The sequence below is a fragment of the Saccharopolyspora sp. NPDC050389 genome (genome assembly GCF_040655595.1).
In the GTDB taxonomy this organism is placed as follows: domain Bacteria; phylum Actinomycetota; class Actinomycetes; order Mycobacteriales; family Pseudonocardiaceae; genus Saccharopolyspora.
Map to the genome: position 1 here is coordinate 1 of NZ_JBFAKG010000149.1, position 16,500 is coordinate 16,500.

The 16,500-nt window shown below is 69.5% G+C and carries 14 protein-coding genes; 3 read left to right on the forward strand and 11 right to left on the reverse strand.

Features of this window, described 5'->3' with window-relative positions:
* Positions 1–140: 140 nt before the first annotated feature.
* A complete protein-coding gene (locus tag AB0I53_RS46735; protein WP_358616900.1) occupies positions 141–362 on the reverse strand; it encodes a hypothetical protein in 222 nt (73 codons plus the stop codon).
* Positions 363–590: 228 nt separating this feature from the next.
* On the opposite strand from AB0I53_RS46735, the gene AB0I53_RS46740 reads away from it, so the two are divergent.
* Both AB0I53_RS46740 and AB0I53_RS46745 read left to right on the forward strand, forming a co-directional pair.
* The gene (locus tag AB0I53_RS46740) at positions 591–1,340 is read left to right on the forward strand and encodes a DUF5753 domain-containing protein (RefSeq protein ID WP_358616902.1); all 750 of its coding nucleotides are present in this window, start codon (positions 591–593) and stop codon (positions 1,338–1,340) included.
* A gap of 15 nt (positions 1,341–1,355) precedes the next feature.
* The gene (locus tag AB0I53_RS46745) at positions 1,356–1,559 is read left to right on the forward strand and encodes a DUF397 domain-containing protein (protein WP_358616905.1); all 204 of its coding nucleotides are present in this window, start codon (positions 1,356–1,358) and stop codon (positions 1,557–1,559) included.
* A gap of 68 nt (positions 1,560–1,627) precedes the next feature.
* Here AB0I53_RS46745 and AB0I53_RS46750 read toward each other — a convergent pair whose 3' ends face one another.
* The 5 genes from AB0I53_RS46750 to AB0I53_RS46770 are packed head-to-tail and all read right to left on the reverse strand — an operon-like array spanning position 1,628 to position 8,839.
* Positions 1,628–4,405, reverse strand: a complete 2,778-nt coding sequence (locus tag AB0I53_RS46750) for a hypothetical protein (protein ID WP_358616908.1) — start codon at positions 4,403–4,405, stop codon at positions 1,628–1,630.
* Positions 4,402–5,514, reverse strand: a complete 1,113-nt coding sequence (locus AB0I53_RS46755) for an AAA family ATPase (protein ID WP_358616910.1) — start codon at positions 5,512–5,514, stop codon at positions 4,402–4,404. The genes AB0I53_RS46750 and AB0I53_RS46755 overlap by 4 nt, the downstream gene beginning before the upstream one ends.
* A gap of 51 nt (positions 5,515–5,565) precedes the next feature.
* Positions 5,566–6,945 (reverse strand): VWA domain-containing protein, encoded by a 1,380-nt coding sequence (locus AB0I53_RS46760; RefSeq protein ID WP_358616913.1) that lies wholly within the window; start codon positions 6,943–6,945, stop codon positions 5,566–5,568.
* The gene (locus AB0I53_RS46765) at positions 6,942–8,360 is read right to left on the reverse strand and encodes a hypothetical protein (RefSeq protein ID WP_358616915.1); all 1,419 of its coding nucleotides are present in this window, start codon (positions 8,358–8,360) and stop codon (positions 6,942–6,944) included. The genes AB0I53_RS46760 and AB0I53_RS46765 overlap by 4 nt, the downstream gene beginning before the upstream one ends.
* Positions 8,330–8,839, reverse strand: a complete 510-nt coding sequence (locus tag AB0I53_RS46770; RefSeq protein ID WP_358616918.1) for a hypothetical protein — start codon at positions 8,837–8,839, stop codon at positions 8,330–8,332. The genes AB0I53_RS46765 and AB0I53_RS46770 overlap by 31 nt, the downstream gene beginning before the upstream one ends.
* A 437-nt stretch (positions 8,840–9,276) precedes the next feature.
* On the opposite strand from AB0I53_RS46770, the gene AB0I53_RS46775 reads away from it, so the two are divergent.
* On the forward strand, positions 9,277–9,579 hold the full coding sequence (locus tag AB0I53_RS46775; protein ID WP_358616920.1) for an isochorismatase family protein: 303 nt from the start codon (positions 9,277–9,279) through the stop codon (positions 9,577–9,579).
* 212 nt (positions 9,580–9,791) lie between these two features.
* Here the strand turns inward: AB0I53_RS46775 and AB0I53_RS46780 are convergent, their stop codons facing one another.
* The 5 genes from AB0I53_RS46780 to AB0I53_RS46800 all read right to left on the reverse strand — a co-directional run bounded on the left by AB0I53_RS46780 (position 9,792) and on the right by AB0I53_RS46800 (position 16,221).
* The gene (locus AB0I53_RS46780; protein ID WP_358616922.1) at positions 9,792–10,262 is read right to left on the reverse strand and encodes a GNAT family N-acetyltransferase; all 471 of its coding nucleotides are present in this window, start codon (positions 10,260–10,262) and stop codon (positions 9,792–9,794) included.
* Positions 10,259–10,792: a hypothetical protein gene (locus tag AB0I53_RS46785; RefSeq protein WP_358616924.1), complete on the reverse strand. Its 534-nt coding sequence runs from the start codon at positions 10,790–10,792 to the stop codon at positions 10,259–10,261. Before AB0I53_RS46785 ends, AB0I53_RS46780 begins: the two co-directional genes overlap by 4 nt.
* 59 nt (positions 10,793–10,851) lie before the next feature.
* Positions 10,852–12,066, reverse strand: a complete 1,215-nt coding sequence (locus tag AB0I53_RS46790) for a sigma-70 family RNA polymerase sigma factor (RefSeq protein WP_358616926.1) — start codon at positions 12,064–12,066, stop codon at positions 10,852–10,854.
* A gap of 760 nt (positions 12,067–12,826) precedes the next feature.
* A complete protein-coding gene (locus tag AB0I53_RS46795) occupies positions 12,827–13,237 on the reverse strand; it encodes a hypothetical protein (protein WP_358616928.1) in 411 nt (136 codons plus the stop codon).
* A gap of 278 nt (positions 13,238–13,515) precedes the next feature.
* On the reverse strand, positions 13,516–16,221 hold the full coding sequence (locus AB0I53_RS46800) for a BTAD domain-containing putative transcriptional regulator (RefSeq protein ID WP_358616931.1): 2,706 nt from the start codon (positions 16,219–16,221) through the stop codon (positions 13,516–13,518).
* Positions 16,222–16,500 lie beyond the last annotated feature (279 nt).

The window sequence follows — 16,500 nt, forward strand, 5'->3', positions numbered from 1 at the left end:
GTGGCCGGTCGGCGCACCGGGAGGGGGAGGAATGCGCCGACCGGCCGGAGGGTTCGATGCCGGGTCGGGGGCATCAGCGGCATCGAACCTGGTCTTCAAGGCACCGGCTTTCGCAGCTCGGGCTTCTTGGCGGCAGTTGGTTATTCCTGTTCGTCGCGCAGAATTCCGTTGCAGTCCCGGCAAGTCGGCGCGGTGCACCAGTCCATCTCGCTCGGCTTGGCCATCGCTACCCGTTTGCCGCACACCGTCGTATCGCAGGACTGGCTTTCCCAACGGCGGCCCCGGAAAGCGTGCCGCACGAACCTGTCCCCATCCGGCGTTGGCAGCCAGTAATGACGCGGCCCATCCCCCAGCTCGGTCATCGGAAACCTCCGCAACCTTCCCGACGGCGAATCTTTCGCGTCGTCCGCCGCACTCGGTTCCGCGCCCGCCACATCTGCACGGTCGGCAGATCCCGCACGACGACAACCCACGGCAACACCGCAACCAGCGCCATGAGCAGCAACAACAGGGCTTGCTCGACTGACTCTCTCGGCTCCATCACGTGACTCCCAGTCTCGAACCTGCTTGCAGCAAGACTAAAACTGCAAATGCAGATCAGTCGCCTGGAACTCGGACAGGGCGGCATCAGCAAGGGCGATCTGAAGCTACTGCTGGAGTTCTACGGCTTCGACCCCAACAACATGCAGTGGATGTTCGAGCTGGCACGGACCCGGAGTACCCGGGGACGCTGGAACGGCTACCGCGCCGTTTTCCCCGAATGGTTCCGGATGTACATCGACCTGGAGACCGACGCGGACGACATTCGGCAGGTACAAGGCGAAATCATCCCAGGAATCCTCCAAACCGAGGCGTACATGCGTGCGCTGCACACGTCTTCGGTCCGTCGCAACGACGAAGGAGTCGATGCCCTCGTCACATCCCGGCAAGAACGACAGCAGCTCATGGTTCGTGACAGGCCGCCAACCTTGGCGTTCATCTTGTCCGAGTCGTGCTTGCGCCGAAGGATCGGCGACGCGGCCGTCATGCGCGAGCAGCTCAACCATCTGGCGGAAGTGGCACTACACGAGAACATCTCCATTCAGGTCATGCCGTTCGACGCGGAGACCTCGACAGGTGGGATCTCCTTCGCCTTCACACTGCTGCAGATCCCGTCGCACGGGATAGCCGCGGATCTGGAGTTCGTCTACATCGAGAGCTTCGATGATGCCCGCTACCTCGACGCGAAAGACGCAGTAGCGGCGTACACGACGCTGTGGAACCGGATACAAGCAGCAGCGCTCGGCCCGAAAGAATCACTGAAGGTCATACGATCGGTGGGACAGCAGTACTCGGAGTGAACGCGAGGCCCCACCATGATCGAACGACGTGTCCTGGCCGACGCGACGTGGTTCAAGAGCAGCTACAGCCCCACACAGAACGAATGTGTCGAGGTGGCGATGGTTCCGGACGTTGTCGGCGTGCGTGACACCAAGGACCGCGACGGCGGCACGCTGGTCTTCGACAGCGTCGCCTGGTCCAGCTTCCTGACCCACGTCAAGGCGGGACGCAACGACTGATCCGGCCGAGGTGCCCGGCCCCGGCCGGGCACCTCACAACCCGAAACAGCCACGTTGCGGTGTCGATGTCACGGGTGGGCGAGCAGTTCCGCCAGCGCTGCCGCCGTGTCCGGATAGCGATCGACCAGTTCCGCGCCCGCCCGACCAGGACCGGCCGCCTCCCACGTGCCGTCGCAGCCCAGCAGATCCGCCACCGCGTCGCAGGTCGCGGGATGGGCGGCGAGCAGCGCGGCACCACTCCCGCCCGCCGACCGCCGCGCCGGCACCGCTTCCGGCGCCGGCGGGGCCAGCCACGGCGGCACCCACTCGTCCAGCGCCGCGAGCCGGTCGGGGAAGATCCGCCCGGCCTCGCGGATGAGCATCGGCGCCAGCTCGGCGCCGCCGGAGCGCAGAGTGGTGATCAGGCTGGGCAACCACGGCAGCAGCACCGGATCCGGCAGCCGCCGGAACGCGTTCGACACCGCTTCCACGACGAAGTCGACCAATCCTGGCACCGGCTCCAGCGCGTGCAGGAATCCGCTGAGGTAGCGCGGATAAACGGGCACCACCAACGGGTTGCCGAGCAGTTCGTCGCACCGCGTCCGCAGCTCCGCGCGGGACAGCTGCCCGAGCTGCACCTGAGCCGCCCACAGCAACGCCACCTTCGACGGCTCCTGCGGATGGGACTGGGCGAACGCCAGCTCCAACTGGGCCCGGTCGCAGCCCAGCGACAGCGCCAGGCCCTCCATGCTGAACAGGAAGCCCAGCATCGCGGCGACCTGGTCGACGGTCGCGTCCTCGTCGGTGAACGCCGTCGGCAGCAGGGTGCAGTAGTGCGCGTAGCCGGTCTTGACGAAGGACTCGATCCACGGCGGTAGCACCGGCTCGCTGGTCCGGTAGTACGCCAGCAGCCGACGCACCCGGCGCAGCACTTCCGGTGCGCCGTCGACGCTGCGCTCGGTCGCCAGGACTTCCAGGGCGCGTGTGCCCAGCTCGTTGGCGAGGCGCCTGCTCCGCAGGTAAAGCGTCGCGTCCTCAACGGCTTCCAGGACGGTCGCCGTGGTTGCCTGCGGGCCGTACGCCGCGCCGCGAAGGCGCTGCTCCAGCACCTGCTCGATGCTGACGCCCTCGTAGCCGAGTTCGATGAGCGCCCGCTGGTGGGTGCCGAGCGCCACGTCCCACGACTCCTGGATCGGCCGCTCGCCGAGCCGCCGCTCGCCCATGATCGGCCGCGCGGCGCCGCGCGGCAGCAGGTAGCGCAGCATCCACAGCACGTCGGAGCACTGCGCCAGTTCCGGCCGGGAGGCGATGTCCAGCAACGCTCTTTGCACGCCGCGCTGCTGGAGCTTGAGGTCCAGCAGCGCGAGCCGGTCGTGCACGTCGCGCGCCAGCGGCGGCAGCGCGTCGTAGCCGACCTGGCCGATCCGGTCGCCGCCCATCATGATCTCGACGAGGCGGCGCACGTCGCGCCTGCCCGGCACGGCGTCCTTCTCGATGCAGGTGATCGCCGCGTCCTGGAAGTCGTACGGCGTGGGCTTGGCCCGGTCGCGCATCCCGGCCAGCAGGATCGACGTCTCGAACACGGCGATGGCGTCCGCCGTCGACGCGAGGTAGCCGTTGCGGCGCGCGGCGCGCACGATGTCCACCGACCACGTCAGCAACTCGGCCTCGTCCAGGCGGTCGAGGGCGGGCGGGCGCTGGAGGAAACCGGAGAGCTTGTCCGAAGGCTCCGTCGGCGGCGCGGGCTCGGCCGGCGCCGCGGCCTTCCCGGACTTCTTCTTCGCACCCGCCTGCCCGGCGAGCCGGAACGGCTGCACGCGAGTGCGCTTGACGTTCTTCGCCCACTCCGTCGCGGCGATCGACACCGATCCGGCGGCCAGGCCGAACTGCGCCTCGATCGCCGCGTGGCTGGAGGGGATCAGGCCGTGCTGCCACTTGCTGGCGCTGGGCGGGCTGATTTCGAAGGTGTCGGTGCCGTGCACGCCGAACTCCGCGACGCGGCTGGCGGCGTGAAACGCGCCGCAGACGTACAGGCAGTCCGCGGGATCGGCGCCGGTCGCGGCCAGGTGCTCGCGCATCCTGGTCCACATGTGGCGTTCGCGGTCCTCGTCCACGCTCACCCGCCGTGGATCCCCGGGCGCGAGGCGCCGGAACAGGCTGCCGATCAGGAGCATGACCTGCCGGTAGGTGTCGTGGTCGCTGTCGCCGAGCGGCAGTTCGACGTACTGGTGCCACCATTCCGACCAGTGCCGCACCCTGCCGTGGCGCAGCAGGTGCTCCTCCAGCTCCGCGAAGCGCGGCCGCAGGTCGCCGATCTCCACGCCGATCGCGTCGCCGTGCAGCGCGGCCTCTTCTTCGGCCTGCGGCGCGTCCGGGCCGGCGGGCCGCGCCTCCCACTGGAAGACGTGGTCGGAGGAGCGGTCGACGAGGACCAGTTCGACGCCCGGTGTTTCCAGCGCGTAGGCGATCGCCTGGTATTCGGCCGACGCCTCGGTGATCGGGGCGACCACCGACAGCGGCGACCATTCGACCGGGAAGCCCTCGACCTCGGTCGCGAACGCCTGCACCGCGACCGGGAGCCTGCAGTTGCGCAGTTCGGTCAGCAGCGGCGCCATGTCCTCGCACAGCTCCAGGTAGACCACCTTCGGCTGCTTCTGCCGCAGCCGCCGGGCCATCGCGATGGCCGAGGCCGGCGAGTGGTGGCAGACCGGGAAGATCTCCAGCGGTTCGCGTTCCGCGCGGTCGACGTCGTCGACGATGCCGAGGAGGATGCCCTCCAGCGCGTCTGGCCCGTCGGCGAACGTCGCGGCGGCTTCCCGAAGCTGCGTGCGAAGCTCGTCGAAGGCGCCCTCTTGCTCGCCGCTCATGACAGGGTGGCGATCGCGTCGCGGCCGCCCTCCAGGAACTCCGGCCAGGATCCGCCCTCGTCCTTGCTGCGCGGCTCGACGACGCCGTGCAGGTACTTGTTGAGGATCGCCAGGTCCTCCGGTGCGCGCCGCCCCAGCGATCCGACCAGCGAGGAGGCGAGGGTTCGGGCGGTCAACGCGTGCTCGCCGAAGAAGTTGCTGTGCAGGATCGCGTCTTCGAGCACACCGATCTGCTCGGCGGTGGACAGCGCCGACTCCAGCTTCTCGTCGTCGCTGCCTGCCGCCGCCGCAGAGGCGCGCAGATCGGCGAAGCTCCGCAGCAACACGTCCAGCAGCGTCGGCGGCACGTCGAGCTCGATCTGGTGGCGCCGCAACAACTCCTCGGTGCGGAAGCGGACGATCTCCGCCTCGCTCTTCTTGTTCGTCACCACCGGGATTCGCACGAAGTTGAAGCGGCGCTTGAGCGCCGAGGACAGGTCGTTGACGCCCCGGTCCCGGCTGTTGGCGGTGGCGATGATCGAGAAGCCCGGCTTGGCGAAGACGATGTTGTCGCTGTCCAGTTCCGGGACCGAGACGTACTTCTCCGACAGGATCGAGATCAGCGCGTCCTGCACGTCGCTGGTGGAGCGGGTGAGCTCCTCGAAGCGGCCGATCGCGCCGGCCTCCATCGCGGTCATGATCGGCGAGGGGATCATCGACTCCCGCGACTGGCCCTTGGCGATGACCATGGACACGTTCCACGAATACTTGATCTGGTCCTCGGTGGTGCCTGCCGTGCCCTGCACGACGAGCGTCGAGTTCCGGCTGATCGCGGCGGCCAGCAGCTCGGCCAGCCAGCTCTTGCCGGTTCCCGGGTCGCCGATCAGCAGCAGGCCGCGGTCGGAGGCCAGCGTGACGATGGAGCGCTCGACGAAACTGCGGTCGCCGAACCACTTCGGCGCGATCTCCCGGTCGAGGCCGTCGGCGCGCTCGGAGCCCAGGACGAACAGGCGGACCATCTTCGGGGACAGGCGCCAGGCGAACGGCTTGGGGCTGTCGTCGATCGACTCCAGCCAGTCCAGTTCCTCGGCGTACTTGATCTCAGCCGGGGCGCGCAACAGATCGGACATATCGGGCCTTTCTAAGTGCTTGTCTTGGGAGAACGAGCCTGGAAACAGGCTTTACCCGAGAAACGTCTTCAGCTCGTGGACGAGTTTTCGGATGTGGCCGGAGATCACCGGCGTGCCCAGGGCCTTGAAGCGCTCGCGGAACCAGGGATTGACCTCCTGGCGGCCGGAGCTGGTCACCGATCCGACCGGGATGAACTTCACGCCGGACCGGTGAACCGCCTCGATGCCCTCGAACAGCGGCTGGGAGCGGTCGAACTCGTAGAAGTCCGAGATCCAGACCATGACGGTGTTCTGCGGCTCGGCGATCTTCGGCCGGGCCATGGCCATCGCCACCGGGCCGTCGTTGCCGCCGCCCAGTTTGGTGCGCAGCAGCACGTCGAACGGGTCGTGCACCCAGGGCGTGAGGTCGATCGCCTGCGTGTCGTAGGCGATCAGGTGCACGTCGACCTTCGGCAGCCCGGCGAAGATCGACGCCAGGATGGTGCAGTTCACCATCGAGTCGACCATCGAGCCCGACTGGTCGACGACCACGATCAGCCGCTGCGGCGTCGTCTTCCTGGCGGTGTGCCGGTAGAAGAGGCGGTCGACGTACAGCCGCTCCTCCTCCGGGCTCCAGTTGGTGAGGTTCTTCCAGATCGTGCGGTCGAGATCCAGGTTCCGGAACACCCGCTTCGGCGGAACCGAGCGGTCCACGGCGCCGACGGTGGCCTTCTCCACCTGGGTGCGCAGCACCTCGGCGACCTCGTCGACGAAACGGCGGATCAGCGCCTTGGCGTTGGCCAGCGCCACGCCGGACAGGTTGTTCTTGTCCCGCAACAACTGCTCGATCAGCGACATGCTCGGGGTCAGCTGCGCGGCGAGCCCGGGATCGGCCAGCACCTCGCGGAGGTGCATCCGCTTGACGAGGTCGGCCTCGATGGCACCGAGTTCCGGGCCGATCTCCGGGATCAACCGGCTGAGGTCGGGCGCATTGCCGGAGCCGGAACCTCCGGAGCGGCCGCTGCGCAGCTCCCCCGGCTTGCAGCCGAGCGCGCGCTCCAGCCAACCCGCATCCGACTGCCAGCACGACAGCTGCCCGGCGGTGACCGTGCCGCTGCCGGAGTTGAAGACGTTGAGCAGCACCTTCGACACCAGCGCCGCGCGCCGCACCTCGGCGGCCCGGTCGCGCTCGCCGTCACCGTCCGATGTGGACTCGGGTGTCATCAGCCCGTCGAACTCGGCGGCCAGGTCGGGATGGCGCTGCACGATCGAGTCGACGGAGACCTGCGGATCCAGCAGCGCCGGCGGCAGTCCGATGTCCTCGACGACGGCGACGCTCGCCGATTCCAGCGCCGCCTGCTCCTCGTTGTCGAAGAGCCGGGCGAGCAGCCGCCAGTACAGGACCTGGCGGCGGTTGTCGTGGGAGGTGACCTCGGGATCGCGTTCGGTCATTTCCGCAACAGCCTTCCGGCACGTTCGCGCAACACCGCCGCGGCGTCGGTGGCGGCCTTCTCGGCCTTGACGCCGGCCTTGTCGGTCGTGCCACCGGCCCACCCCCCGGCGTGGACGGCGACGGCCTTCTTCCGCTTGATGGTTTCCACGGCGAGCGGCTGCACGCTGAACGTTCCCGAATCCCAGCGGAGCAGGCCGATGCACGCGCTCGACGCCGCGACCGCTTCGGGAGTGAGCGGCCCGGCGGCCGGAATGCGGTCGGCGTCGACGGCCAGTCGGTACCCGGCGACGGCGAATGTCAATGCGTCGCCGTCCATTTCGGCCGCGTAGCCCTCCAGGAAGACCGGCACGGCGATGCGCGCCGGGTGCCGATCCAGAGGCGCGGTCGCCGGAGCCGTCGCGGCAGGCAGGGCCACGCGGGCGGTGGCGAAGGCATCGGCGGGCTCGCCCGAGCGGGCGTGCTCGTCGCTCCAGATCAGGTCGCCCTCGGCGGTGATCGGCATGTCGGCGAGATCCATCGAGCGGCCTTCGCTGACGGCCGCCAGCAGCGACATGTGCGGCCGGAGCAGCTGCCAGAGGCCGGCTCCGACGATGCTGTCAGGCTTCGGCGCCGACACGCTGGCCCGCACCAGGCGGGGCGCGGCGCCGTCGGCGGGCTCGAACACCGCGTGGACCTGGGCCTGCACGGCGGTCGCGTGCTCGTGCACGTCCACGCCCAGCGGCAGGAGCCGGCCGGTGGCCGTCCCGGCCTCCGGCGCGTCGGCCGCCCCGGGCAGCGTCAGCAGCATCGCGCGCGACCACAGGTCGGCCCAGCGGCGCGCCGGGATGCGTTCCAGCGCCGTGCCCGGGCAGGACGCCGCGAGTTCGGCGGCGAAGCCGTCGAGGAGCGCCGCCAACCGGCGCAGAGCCGGGTCCGGCAGCATCGCGGAGACGACCTGCGCCGAGGCGGAGACCACGTCGTGGTCGATGCCCCGCCAACCGGATCGCGCCAGATCGGACAGCCAGGATCGGGCGGCGGCAAGCAGATTCGCCCCGCGCTGCTCGCCGGGCGCCCTGGCGGCCTCGTCGCCGGGCGTCCGGCCGGTCGCCTCTTCCACCCGGGTCATCAGTGCGTCGTGGACGGAGCCGAGCAGCGCGGTGCGGGCGGCGGCGAGGGCGGCGAAGTGGTCTTCGCTCGCGGCTCCGGCCGCCGCCTTCTCGGCCGCCTCGGCGACCTCGGCGGCCAGCGGCGTTCCCGCGACGGCGTCGGCGAGTTCCGCCAGTTCGGCGGCCTGGGCGGGTTGTGGGCGGAGCAGGCCACCGATGAGGGCCTGGTCGAAGGCGTCCACGGCCGCCAGGGCTTCGTCGAGCCCGGCGATGGTTTCGGCGAGCAGATCGGCGCGCATCACGCCACTGCCCTGGTCGGCGGGAACCACTGCATCTCCGGAAGCGGCGCGGTGGACGGGGCGAGCTCCAGGTAGGCCAGGTGGCGCAGGAACCGGCTGAAGACGGTCGCGGCGGCCTTGCTGTCGCCCTGCGGCGGATGCGCGCTGCTCATGCCGTCGGCGATGGCATGCGCGCTCGGCTCATCATCGGCGATCTCGACCTTCAGGTAGCGGGCGACGCGCTCCGCGCCGTACTGCAGAACCGCCTCGTTGATCAAAGCCCGGATGTGGTTGCAGAACGATCCGCGCGCGCCGCCGCAGGGCCGGTTGTTGTTGGTGCTGCAGGCGAACGCGTAGCTACCGGCCGCGACCGACGAGACGTAGACCCGCTCGATGTCCGAGCCGCTGGACACCACGCCCTGCAGGCGCCCGTCCGCCAGCTCGACGAACGGGACCTTGGCGAGCTTGCGCGGCCGTGCGGGTGGCAGCACCCGCGCCGTGCTCGACCTCTCCCAAGCTTCCAACACCATCTCCAATGCACCAAGCGGACTTCCACGCCCCAACGACGCGACACGACGAACATACTTGCGACCCCCGACAACGCCGATCATGGACGCACGCCAGCGAAATCGTGAGTGGTTTGGAGTGCTATAGAGCCTGTTTTGGATGTGGTGGTGTGGGTCGCGGTAGGGCGGCTTGTGCCTTCAAAGCGGTGAAGCGAACGGCCTGTTCACCTCGCCTATCGGGACGAACGGGCCGTTCACCCCACACCAGCTGGTGCCCGCCGACGTTGGATGGATGAAGCGAACGGACCGTTCACCTCACCTATCGAGGCGAACAGGTCGTTCACTCCACACCAGCCAACGAGGATGCGCCACTGCGCAAACGAGCTCTCAAACAGGCTCTATAGCGCTCCAAAACGCGCACGACCCTGCACCGGCCGTTCGCCCGGCATCCACCGTCCAATGTGAACAACGCGGATTCCGCCGGATGCGCACCGGCCGCCCATCTCACCGAAGGTGCGCCTGCCACCACCCGACGCGGTTGCGCGCCGAAGCGACCGCTCCGGCACGCCGCCTGCCGTCCCGACCTGATCGTCGCCGGCGTCACCAACGACGTCTGCACCGCCTACCCCACCTTGACCGCCATCGACGAGGGCTACCGCGTCCAGGTCGTCGCCGACGCCGGCGGCTCCACGAGCAAGCTGGCGGACGAGGTCGCGCTGCGCCGGTGGAGCTCGCCGGAGCCGGAATCACCTCGACCAACATGATCCTGGCCGAGCTCGCGCGGAACTGGACATCACCCGCCGGCGAGAAGCTGATTCCCGTCGTCGGAGGACTCATCCCGACCGGACCGTGATCGGCTGCCACTAGCCGGGGCGGCAGGGGGAATCCGCTTCGACGTCGGCAACGTGCTGCTGATCAGGTGGCGGAGCCGGGTTGGGTTGGGCAGCCGGTGTCGGGGACACGGCCTGAGCGGAGTTCAGCCGACTGGCAGGTGGAACCGCAGCTTCTCCTTCGCCTGGGCACCCAACCGGTCGTAGAACCTGATCGCATCCGTGTTCCAGGGCGGGGTCTGCCACTGGACCTGCCCGAGGCCCAGCTCATGTGCTTCGGCCACCACGGCCTCCACCAGCAGGGGGCCGACTTTCAGGCCCCGGTGACCATCGCGCAGGAACAGGCAGTCCATGTGGAGGTACTCCGCTCCGTCCCATGTGGACAACTCCGGAGCGCATGTGGCGTAGCCGATGATCTCGCCGTCGGCCAACTCCGCGACGAAGCACCGCAATCGCGGAGTCTCCGAACCGAACAGGAGCGTCTCCAGCCGCCGCGCCAAGTCGGTCGGCGGGGGCGCTGCCCGCTCGTACTCGGCGTGCTCGGACACCAACTGGACGACATGAGGAAGATCGGCAACGCGTGCGCGGCGCACCCTGGCCGAACCGGTGCCCGTCACCGGGCCTCACCCTCCAGCACATCGCCGCGCCAGGCCGCGAGGCGCTCGTCGAGCGCACCCCGGCCGGCCAGCACGTGGCGGATGACGGCATCCCGTTCGTGAGCCAGGACCGCCGCTTCCCACACGCACGGAGCAAGGCCCGACCGGCCGGGGCGGAGCTGCGCGGCATCGCCCGGCGGGCCGACGAAGACGGCGAGGTCGGACATGTACCCCTCGATCCACGTGTGAACGAGGACGTAGTCACCGTCACCACCGGCATGGACGAGCAGCACGGCGAGCCCGAGCGAACCTCGCAGCTGCGCCGATGCCAGGTGATCTGCGGCGACCCGCAGCGCGGCCTGCAGGCCCTCGTCCGTCACACTCCGCCCCGGGGCCTCGATCGCATAGGGCTTCACCAGGTGCCCAGCGACCGGCCGGGTGCCCAGCGGCCGCACCGCGCGGGCGTGGTAACCATCGGCCAGCGCCAGCAACGCATCCGAATCTACGGCGGTCAGAGGCTCGTCGAGCCGGGACTCTCCAAGATCGTTCATACGACCATGATGCACGCGCGCCACACGCCCGACGAGGTCCGCCGTTCGCCGGAAAGGGCCTAGCCGGGGGTCACGCCCGCATCCAGCTGGACCCGGTCCCGGTCGACGTCGAGATCCACCGCCACGCTCCGATTCAGCAGCGGCAGCGGGATATCCGCTTCGACGTCGGCCACGTGCTGCTGACCCGGCGGCAACAGCGGCAGCGGCAGCAACGGCGTGTCCTCTTCCACCGGCGGCGCGGGCACCGGCTGCTGCCCAGGCGCCGGAGGCGCCGGCGGGGCCGGCGGCGGAGCCGGGTTGGGTTGGGCCGCCGGTGGCGGGGTCATGGCCTGGCCCTGCTGCTGCGCCGGTGATTCGGGGTCGACCGGCGCGGCGGCGAGCGGCGGCGGATCGGCCTGGTTCGCTGCCAGCGCGATGCCCAACGCCGCCAGCGCGGCCAGCACCGCGCCGCCCATCGCCAGGCTCTTGCGCGGGTTCGACCGCACCACGCCGATCACCCCGGCGCCGACCAGGCCTCCACCGCCCGACACGGCGAGGTATCCGGTGGCCGACGCGGTGCCGCCCAGCACCACGGGGGCGATGAACGCCTTGAGCACGCCGTTGATCTCCATCAGCTCGGCCGCCAGCGCCGCGCACCGGTCGCAGTTGCCCAAGTGCTCGTTGACCTGCGACGTTTCCCGCTTCGACAGGCCTTCGCGGGTCCACGACCCGAGCCGGTCGATCGCCGACCGGCACTCGACGGCCTCGGCGTCCATCCGCATCAGGTGCACCTGGAGGTACTGCTGCTTCAGGCCCTCGCGGGCCCGGTAGGCGAGCGCCGAAACGCCGTTGGCCGTCATGCCCAGCATCGGCGCGACCTTCGACGGCGATTCGCCTTCGATCTCCACGTGCCAGAGCACCATCTGCCACCGCTCCGGCAACCGGTTGAACGCCTGCGAGATCAGCGAGCGCTCCTCGTTCTCCACGGCCGGGTCGCGGAACGGCTGGCTGATGTCGATGTTCGGCACCGTCTCGAAGTCGTCGACGGCCTGCACCCGCTTCGCCTTGTTCGCCCGGTCGTAGGCGCCATGCCGCACGGCGGTCAGCAGGTAGGCCCGGAAGGCGTCCGTCGGCCCGCGCCCGTCCCGCAGCAAGCCGAGCACCTTCGCGAACGCCTCGGACACCACGTCGTCGGCCTCGGCCTGCGACTTGGTGACCTGCCGCGCCATCGTGTAAGCCGCGCCGACGTGCCGTTCGTACAACGCCCCGAACGCATCGGTGTCCCCATCGCGCACAGCGTCGATCAGGACGGCATCACTGGTCCCCTGAACCAGCTCTTCCCGCGGTACCGCCACCACACATCACTCCAACGCCACGAACGCTCCGGTGCAGGAAGCGTATCCCGGGCGCCATCGGCCGAATAGACGGTCTCGATCACGAAAACGGATCAACGCCGAGTCACCCGGTAGAAGCAGCGCGCCGAGCGGCCGCCGCGCACGGGGCCGTGCGCCAGGACTCTGCGGGTCAAGGTCGTCGGCCTCGCGACGCCCCGCGTGTCCGCCTTGCCGTGGTAGGCGCTGCGCGCGGTCGGCCTGCTGCCCTCGGCTAGTTCACGAGCTGCATGAGAGCCGCTACCAGTTCGACTCGCCGTTCGTGATCGACTCCAGCGCCTACTCGGAAGCATTCGAAGAGGCGCCCACTCCGGCCGGAGAAGCGCTCGCGAAGACCGTCGAGTGGCGGCAGGAGAGGCTCACCACCCGAAGCTGAAACCGCGCAAGACGTTGCGGCGACCTGGGGGAACAGGCACGGCTGCGAAAGGCCCGTCGATCAGCACTCACATGCTGACCGACGGGCCTCCAATTGCGTCGGCACGACCGGATTCGAACCTGAACCCCCCTTGTTCCCCAGTGTTCTCCGAACAGGTGCGCCTCCGGCGGAACCGACGTGGCAGAAGTACCGATCACTCCGCGGCCAGCGCTTGCCCGGCCTGTTCCTCGCGCTTGGTGGCGGACTTCGAACGCGGCGATGCAGTGATCGCCGCAGCGGCGGAGTGTCTCAGGCTTTGAGATTGACCATGGCGACGGTCCCGATGCGCAGGTGGCTGACGAAGATGGCCACCTTCCGCCCCTCTCGGATGTTCTGGTTCCAGCTGTGGTTCTCGCCGGGTTCCAGTGAATGAAGGACCCGATGGATCTTGCCGGAGTCGTCCCACCACTGCAGCTCGAAGTAGACCTTCTCGCTCATGTGGTTGGTGGCCCACATGATCTCGTCCCTGGCGATGAACTGGACCGTCGCGGAGTAGCCGGGATTCTTGCCGTACTGCAAGGTCGCGAATCCGGAAACGCCACCGGGGTCGTCGTCGTCGGGCGTGCGATCGCAACTGCCTTCCCAGGTGCTGATCACATCCGTACGAGAACACTTCACGACCGCGGCATGCGCAGGATTCACCGGTGCCAGCGCGAGCACGGCTCCCAGGACGGCCGTGACCGCACCCGCGCTCATGATCTTCCCTTGTGCATGGTGATTCTCCCCTCGTGAAAGGCGCTTCCGCGCCGGACATGCGTGCGGCCACGCGTCGACCGCCGCTCGGTTCGGCCGCCTTCATCCGAAGATCGTGGCAAGCCGCGCTTTCCTCGCGCTTTCGCGGCGAGCGGCAGTGAGTCGGAGCACACCCCAAGACCGCGGTGAGCCCGGCCGTGATCAGGTGGATGGCGTGCCTCGGGCCGCGTTCGTGCTCAGGGTGATCAGGTCGACGGCTGTTCGAGGGCGAGCGCGCGAGCTCGTTGCGCTTGCGCCTCGCGGATGCGTCCCAATTCCTCGTAGAGGGCGCCGAGGTTGCGCCTGGCGTGGGCTTCGAGGGCCGCTGATCCGCATTCCCCGGCTATCGCCACGGCCCGCTCGCCCCAGTCGAGCGCGTCGAGGAGCATGTTGAGCCGTCGGCAGGCGTCGCACAGATCGGCCAGCGAGCGGCCCTCACCTGCGAGATCGCCGCTCTGCCTGGCCTGCGCGTAATCGGCCACCGCCTGTTCGAAGTCGCGGTTCGCGTCCATGACGTACCGGGTGCTGAGGTCGGCCCGAATTTCGCGATGGGGGAACAAAGCGGCGGCGATTCTCATCGATCGCTGCGTGTAGCGCACGGCTTCGGGATATCGGCCGATGCGGTGGTAGAGCAGGCCGAGCCAGAAGTGGGTGATGATGTTGAGATCGTCGTCGTGGCCCTCCTGCAAGGCCAGCGACTTCTCCAGGAGGTCGCGCGCGTCGTCGTAGCCGCCCTGAAGCGTGTACGCGCCGCCTAGCCAGGTGAGCATCACCGCCTGGCCGTGGTGATCGCCGGCGGCGGTGGCGGCGGCCAGGCCGATGCGATGGGTCTCCGCCCAGTCCTCGTAGTAGGTGCCGAGCATGAAGAAGCTCCACATCGCGTGCGCGAGTTGCCAGGCGTGCGTCGGCCGGCCTCCGTCTGCGGCGCAGGTGATCGCGGCGATGATGCAGGCGCGTTCGGCTCGCAGCCACGCCTCGGCCTGCTCGCGGGTGTCCAGGACGGGGGCGTGCGCGGGTTCGCTGCCGGTGAGCCGGAACCGCACCTTTCGAGGCTGGATGGTCTGGATCGCCGTCGCCGCGGTGTGGAGGTAGTAGTCGAGGACGCGCCGGGTCGCCTCGCGCTGCTGGTGGGCGGAGTCCTCGTGGTCGACGACCGAGGTAGCGTAGGCGGCGATCAGGTCGTGCAGGCGGTAGCGGTCGCCGGCGGTGGCGATCACCAGGTGCTCGTCCGCCAGGCCGTCGAGCATCCGCCGGGCGGTCGCAGGTGTCACGTCCGCCAGCGCCGCGACGGAATGGGCGGTGAAGTCCTCGCCCGGATGCAGTCCCAGCAGCCGGAACACCCGCTGCTCGTCGGCCGCGAGGGCGCGGTAGGACAGGTCGAACACCAGCCGGAGCCGGCGGGTTCCCGCCGCGATCTCCGCCAGCCGGTTGCCGGGCTCGGAAAGCCGGTCGGCCAGCTCCACGAACGACCACCGCGGACGGGACTGCATGCGGCGGGCGACCAGCGCGATCGCCAGCGGCAGCCGCCCGCACAGCTCGACGACCCGCTCGACCGCCGCCGGCTCGGCGAGCACCCGATCTTCGCCGACCATCCGCACGAGCAGCTCTTCCGCCTCGGTGCGGGTGAACGCATCCAGCACCAGCGCGCGGGATCCATCCACCGCCAACGCGCGTCGGCTCGTGATCAGCACCAGGTTTTCCGGGCCGGCCGGCAGCAGCGGGAGCACCTGGTCCTCGCTCGCGGCGTTGTCCAGCAACACCAGCGCTTTCCTGCCGAAAAGCCGGTCGCGGTACAACGCCGCCCGCTCGTTCAACCCGTCCGGAATCTGGTCTCCCGGCACACCCAGCAGCCGCAGGAACGACGCCAGCACCGCCGCCGGGTACGCAGGCAGCTGGTCCGCATGCCCGTGCAAGTCGACGTACAGCTGGACGTCTGCGTACCGGCCGGTGGCCACCAACCGGTGCGCCGCGTGCAGCGCCAGCCGCGTCTTCCCCACCCCGCCCATGCCTTCGATCGACCGGATCACCACGGCCGTCGGCCTTCCGGGCGGCGACAACTTCTCGTGCAAACCCCGCAGCTGTTCCCGACGGCCGCAGAAGTCCCTGATATCGGCGGGAAGCTGCCGATGAGCACTCACCGGCGTCGAATCGGCGCGGGCCGGCGCGGGATCCGGCTCCAGCGGCTGTCCGGCCAGGATCGTCGCTTCCAACGATCGCAGTTGCGGTCCCGGCTCGATGCCGAGCTCCGCCACCAGAAGCCTCCGCGCGTCCCGGTAAGCCGCCAAGGCGTCGGCCTGCCGCCCGCCCCGGTACAAGGCCGTCATCAGCAGCGCGTGCAGCCGCTCCCGCAGCGGGTGCCGTCCGACGAAGTCGGCGAGCTCACCGACGATCGCGGCATGCCGACCGCAACGGATTTCGGCGGTGTACAACTCCTCGAGCGCCGCGAGTCTGCGCTCGACGAGCCGCTGCACCTCGCCGAGCAGCTCCGGAACGTCCACGCCCTGGTACGGTTCGCCGCGCCACAGCGCCAACGACTCGCGGACTATTTCCGCGCCACGCCGCGGATCGTCGGCGCGCTCCGCTTCGTCCAACAACGCGCCGAACCGGTCGGCATCCAGCTCACCGGGCAACACCTGCAGCCAGTAGCCGTCCGGGCCGAACCCCAACCGCCCCGGATCATCCAGCAGGCCCCGCAGCCGGTGGACCTGGAGCTGGAGCCGGCTGCGCCGGTCGGCGGCGGCTCCTTCCGGCCACAGCGCCCGGACCAGCGCGTCCGCGGGGACCGGCTTGTTGGCTCGCGCCAACAGCATCGCCAGCAGCCGTCGACGCAACTCGCCCGGCACCGCGACCGCCGCACCGCCACCACGGCCCAGCCGTACCGGTCCCAACACCTCAAACCGCACCAGCACCACCCGCCGCCCGATCCTCCCAGCACCGTAACGGAAAGCAGGTTGACCGGGGCCAGGACGACAACATGTCCCCGATCGTGCGATCGAGCGGCCATCCGGCGTTAGGGGTGGTTGCAGAATGGGTTTGCGTGGCGGCGCGGGTGGCGGCCCCCCCTGCGGGATTTACAGCTGCCGTCTGGTCTGTGGTATCCCCGACTTACGTATGACCAATACGCGGCTTCGGGGCTGTCCTCGCCAGACGACATCTGAGAACCCGCGGCGGTGCAAGCTGAGTCCCTCACC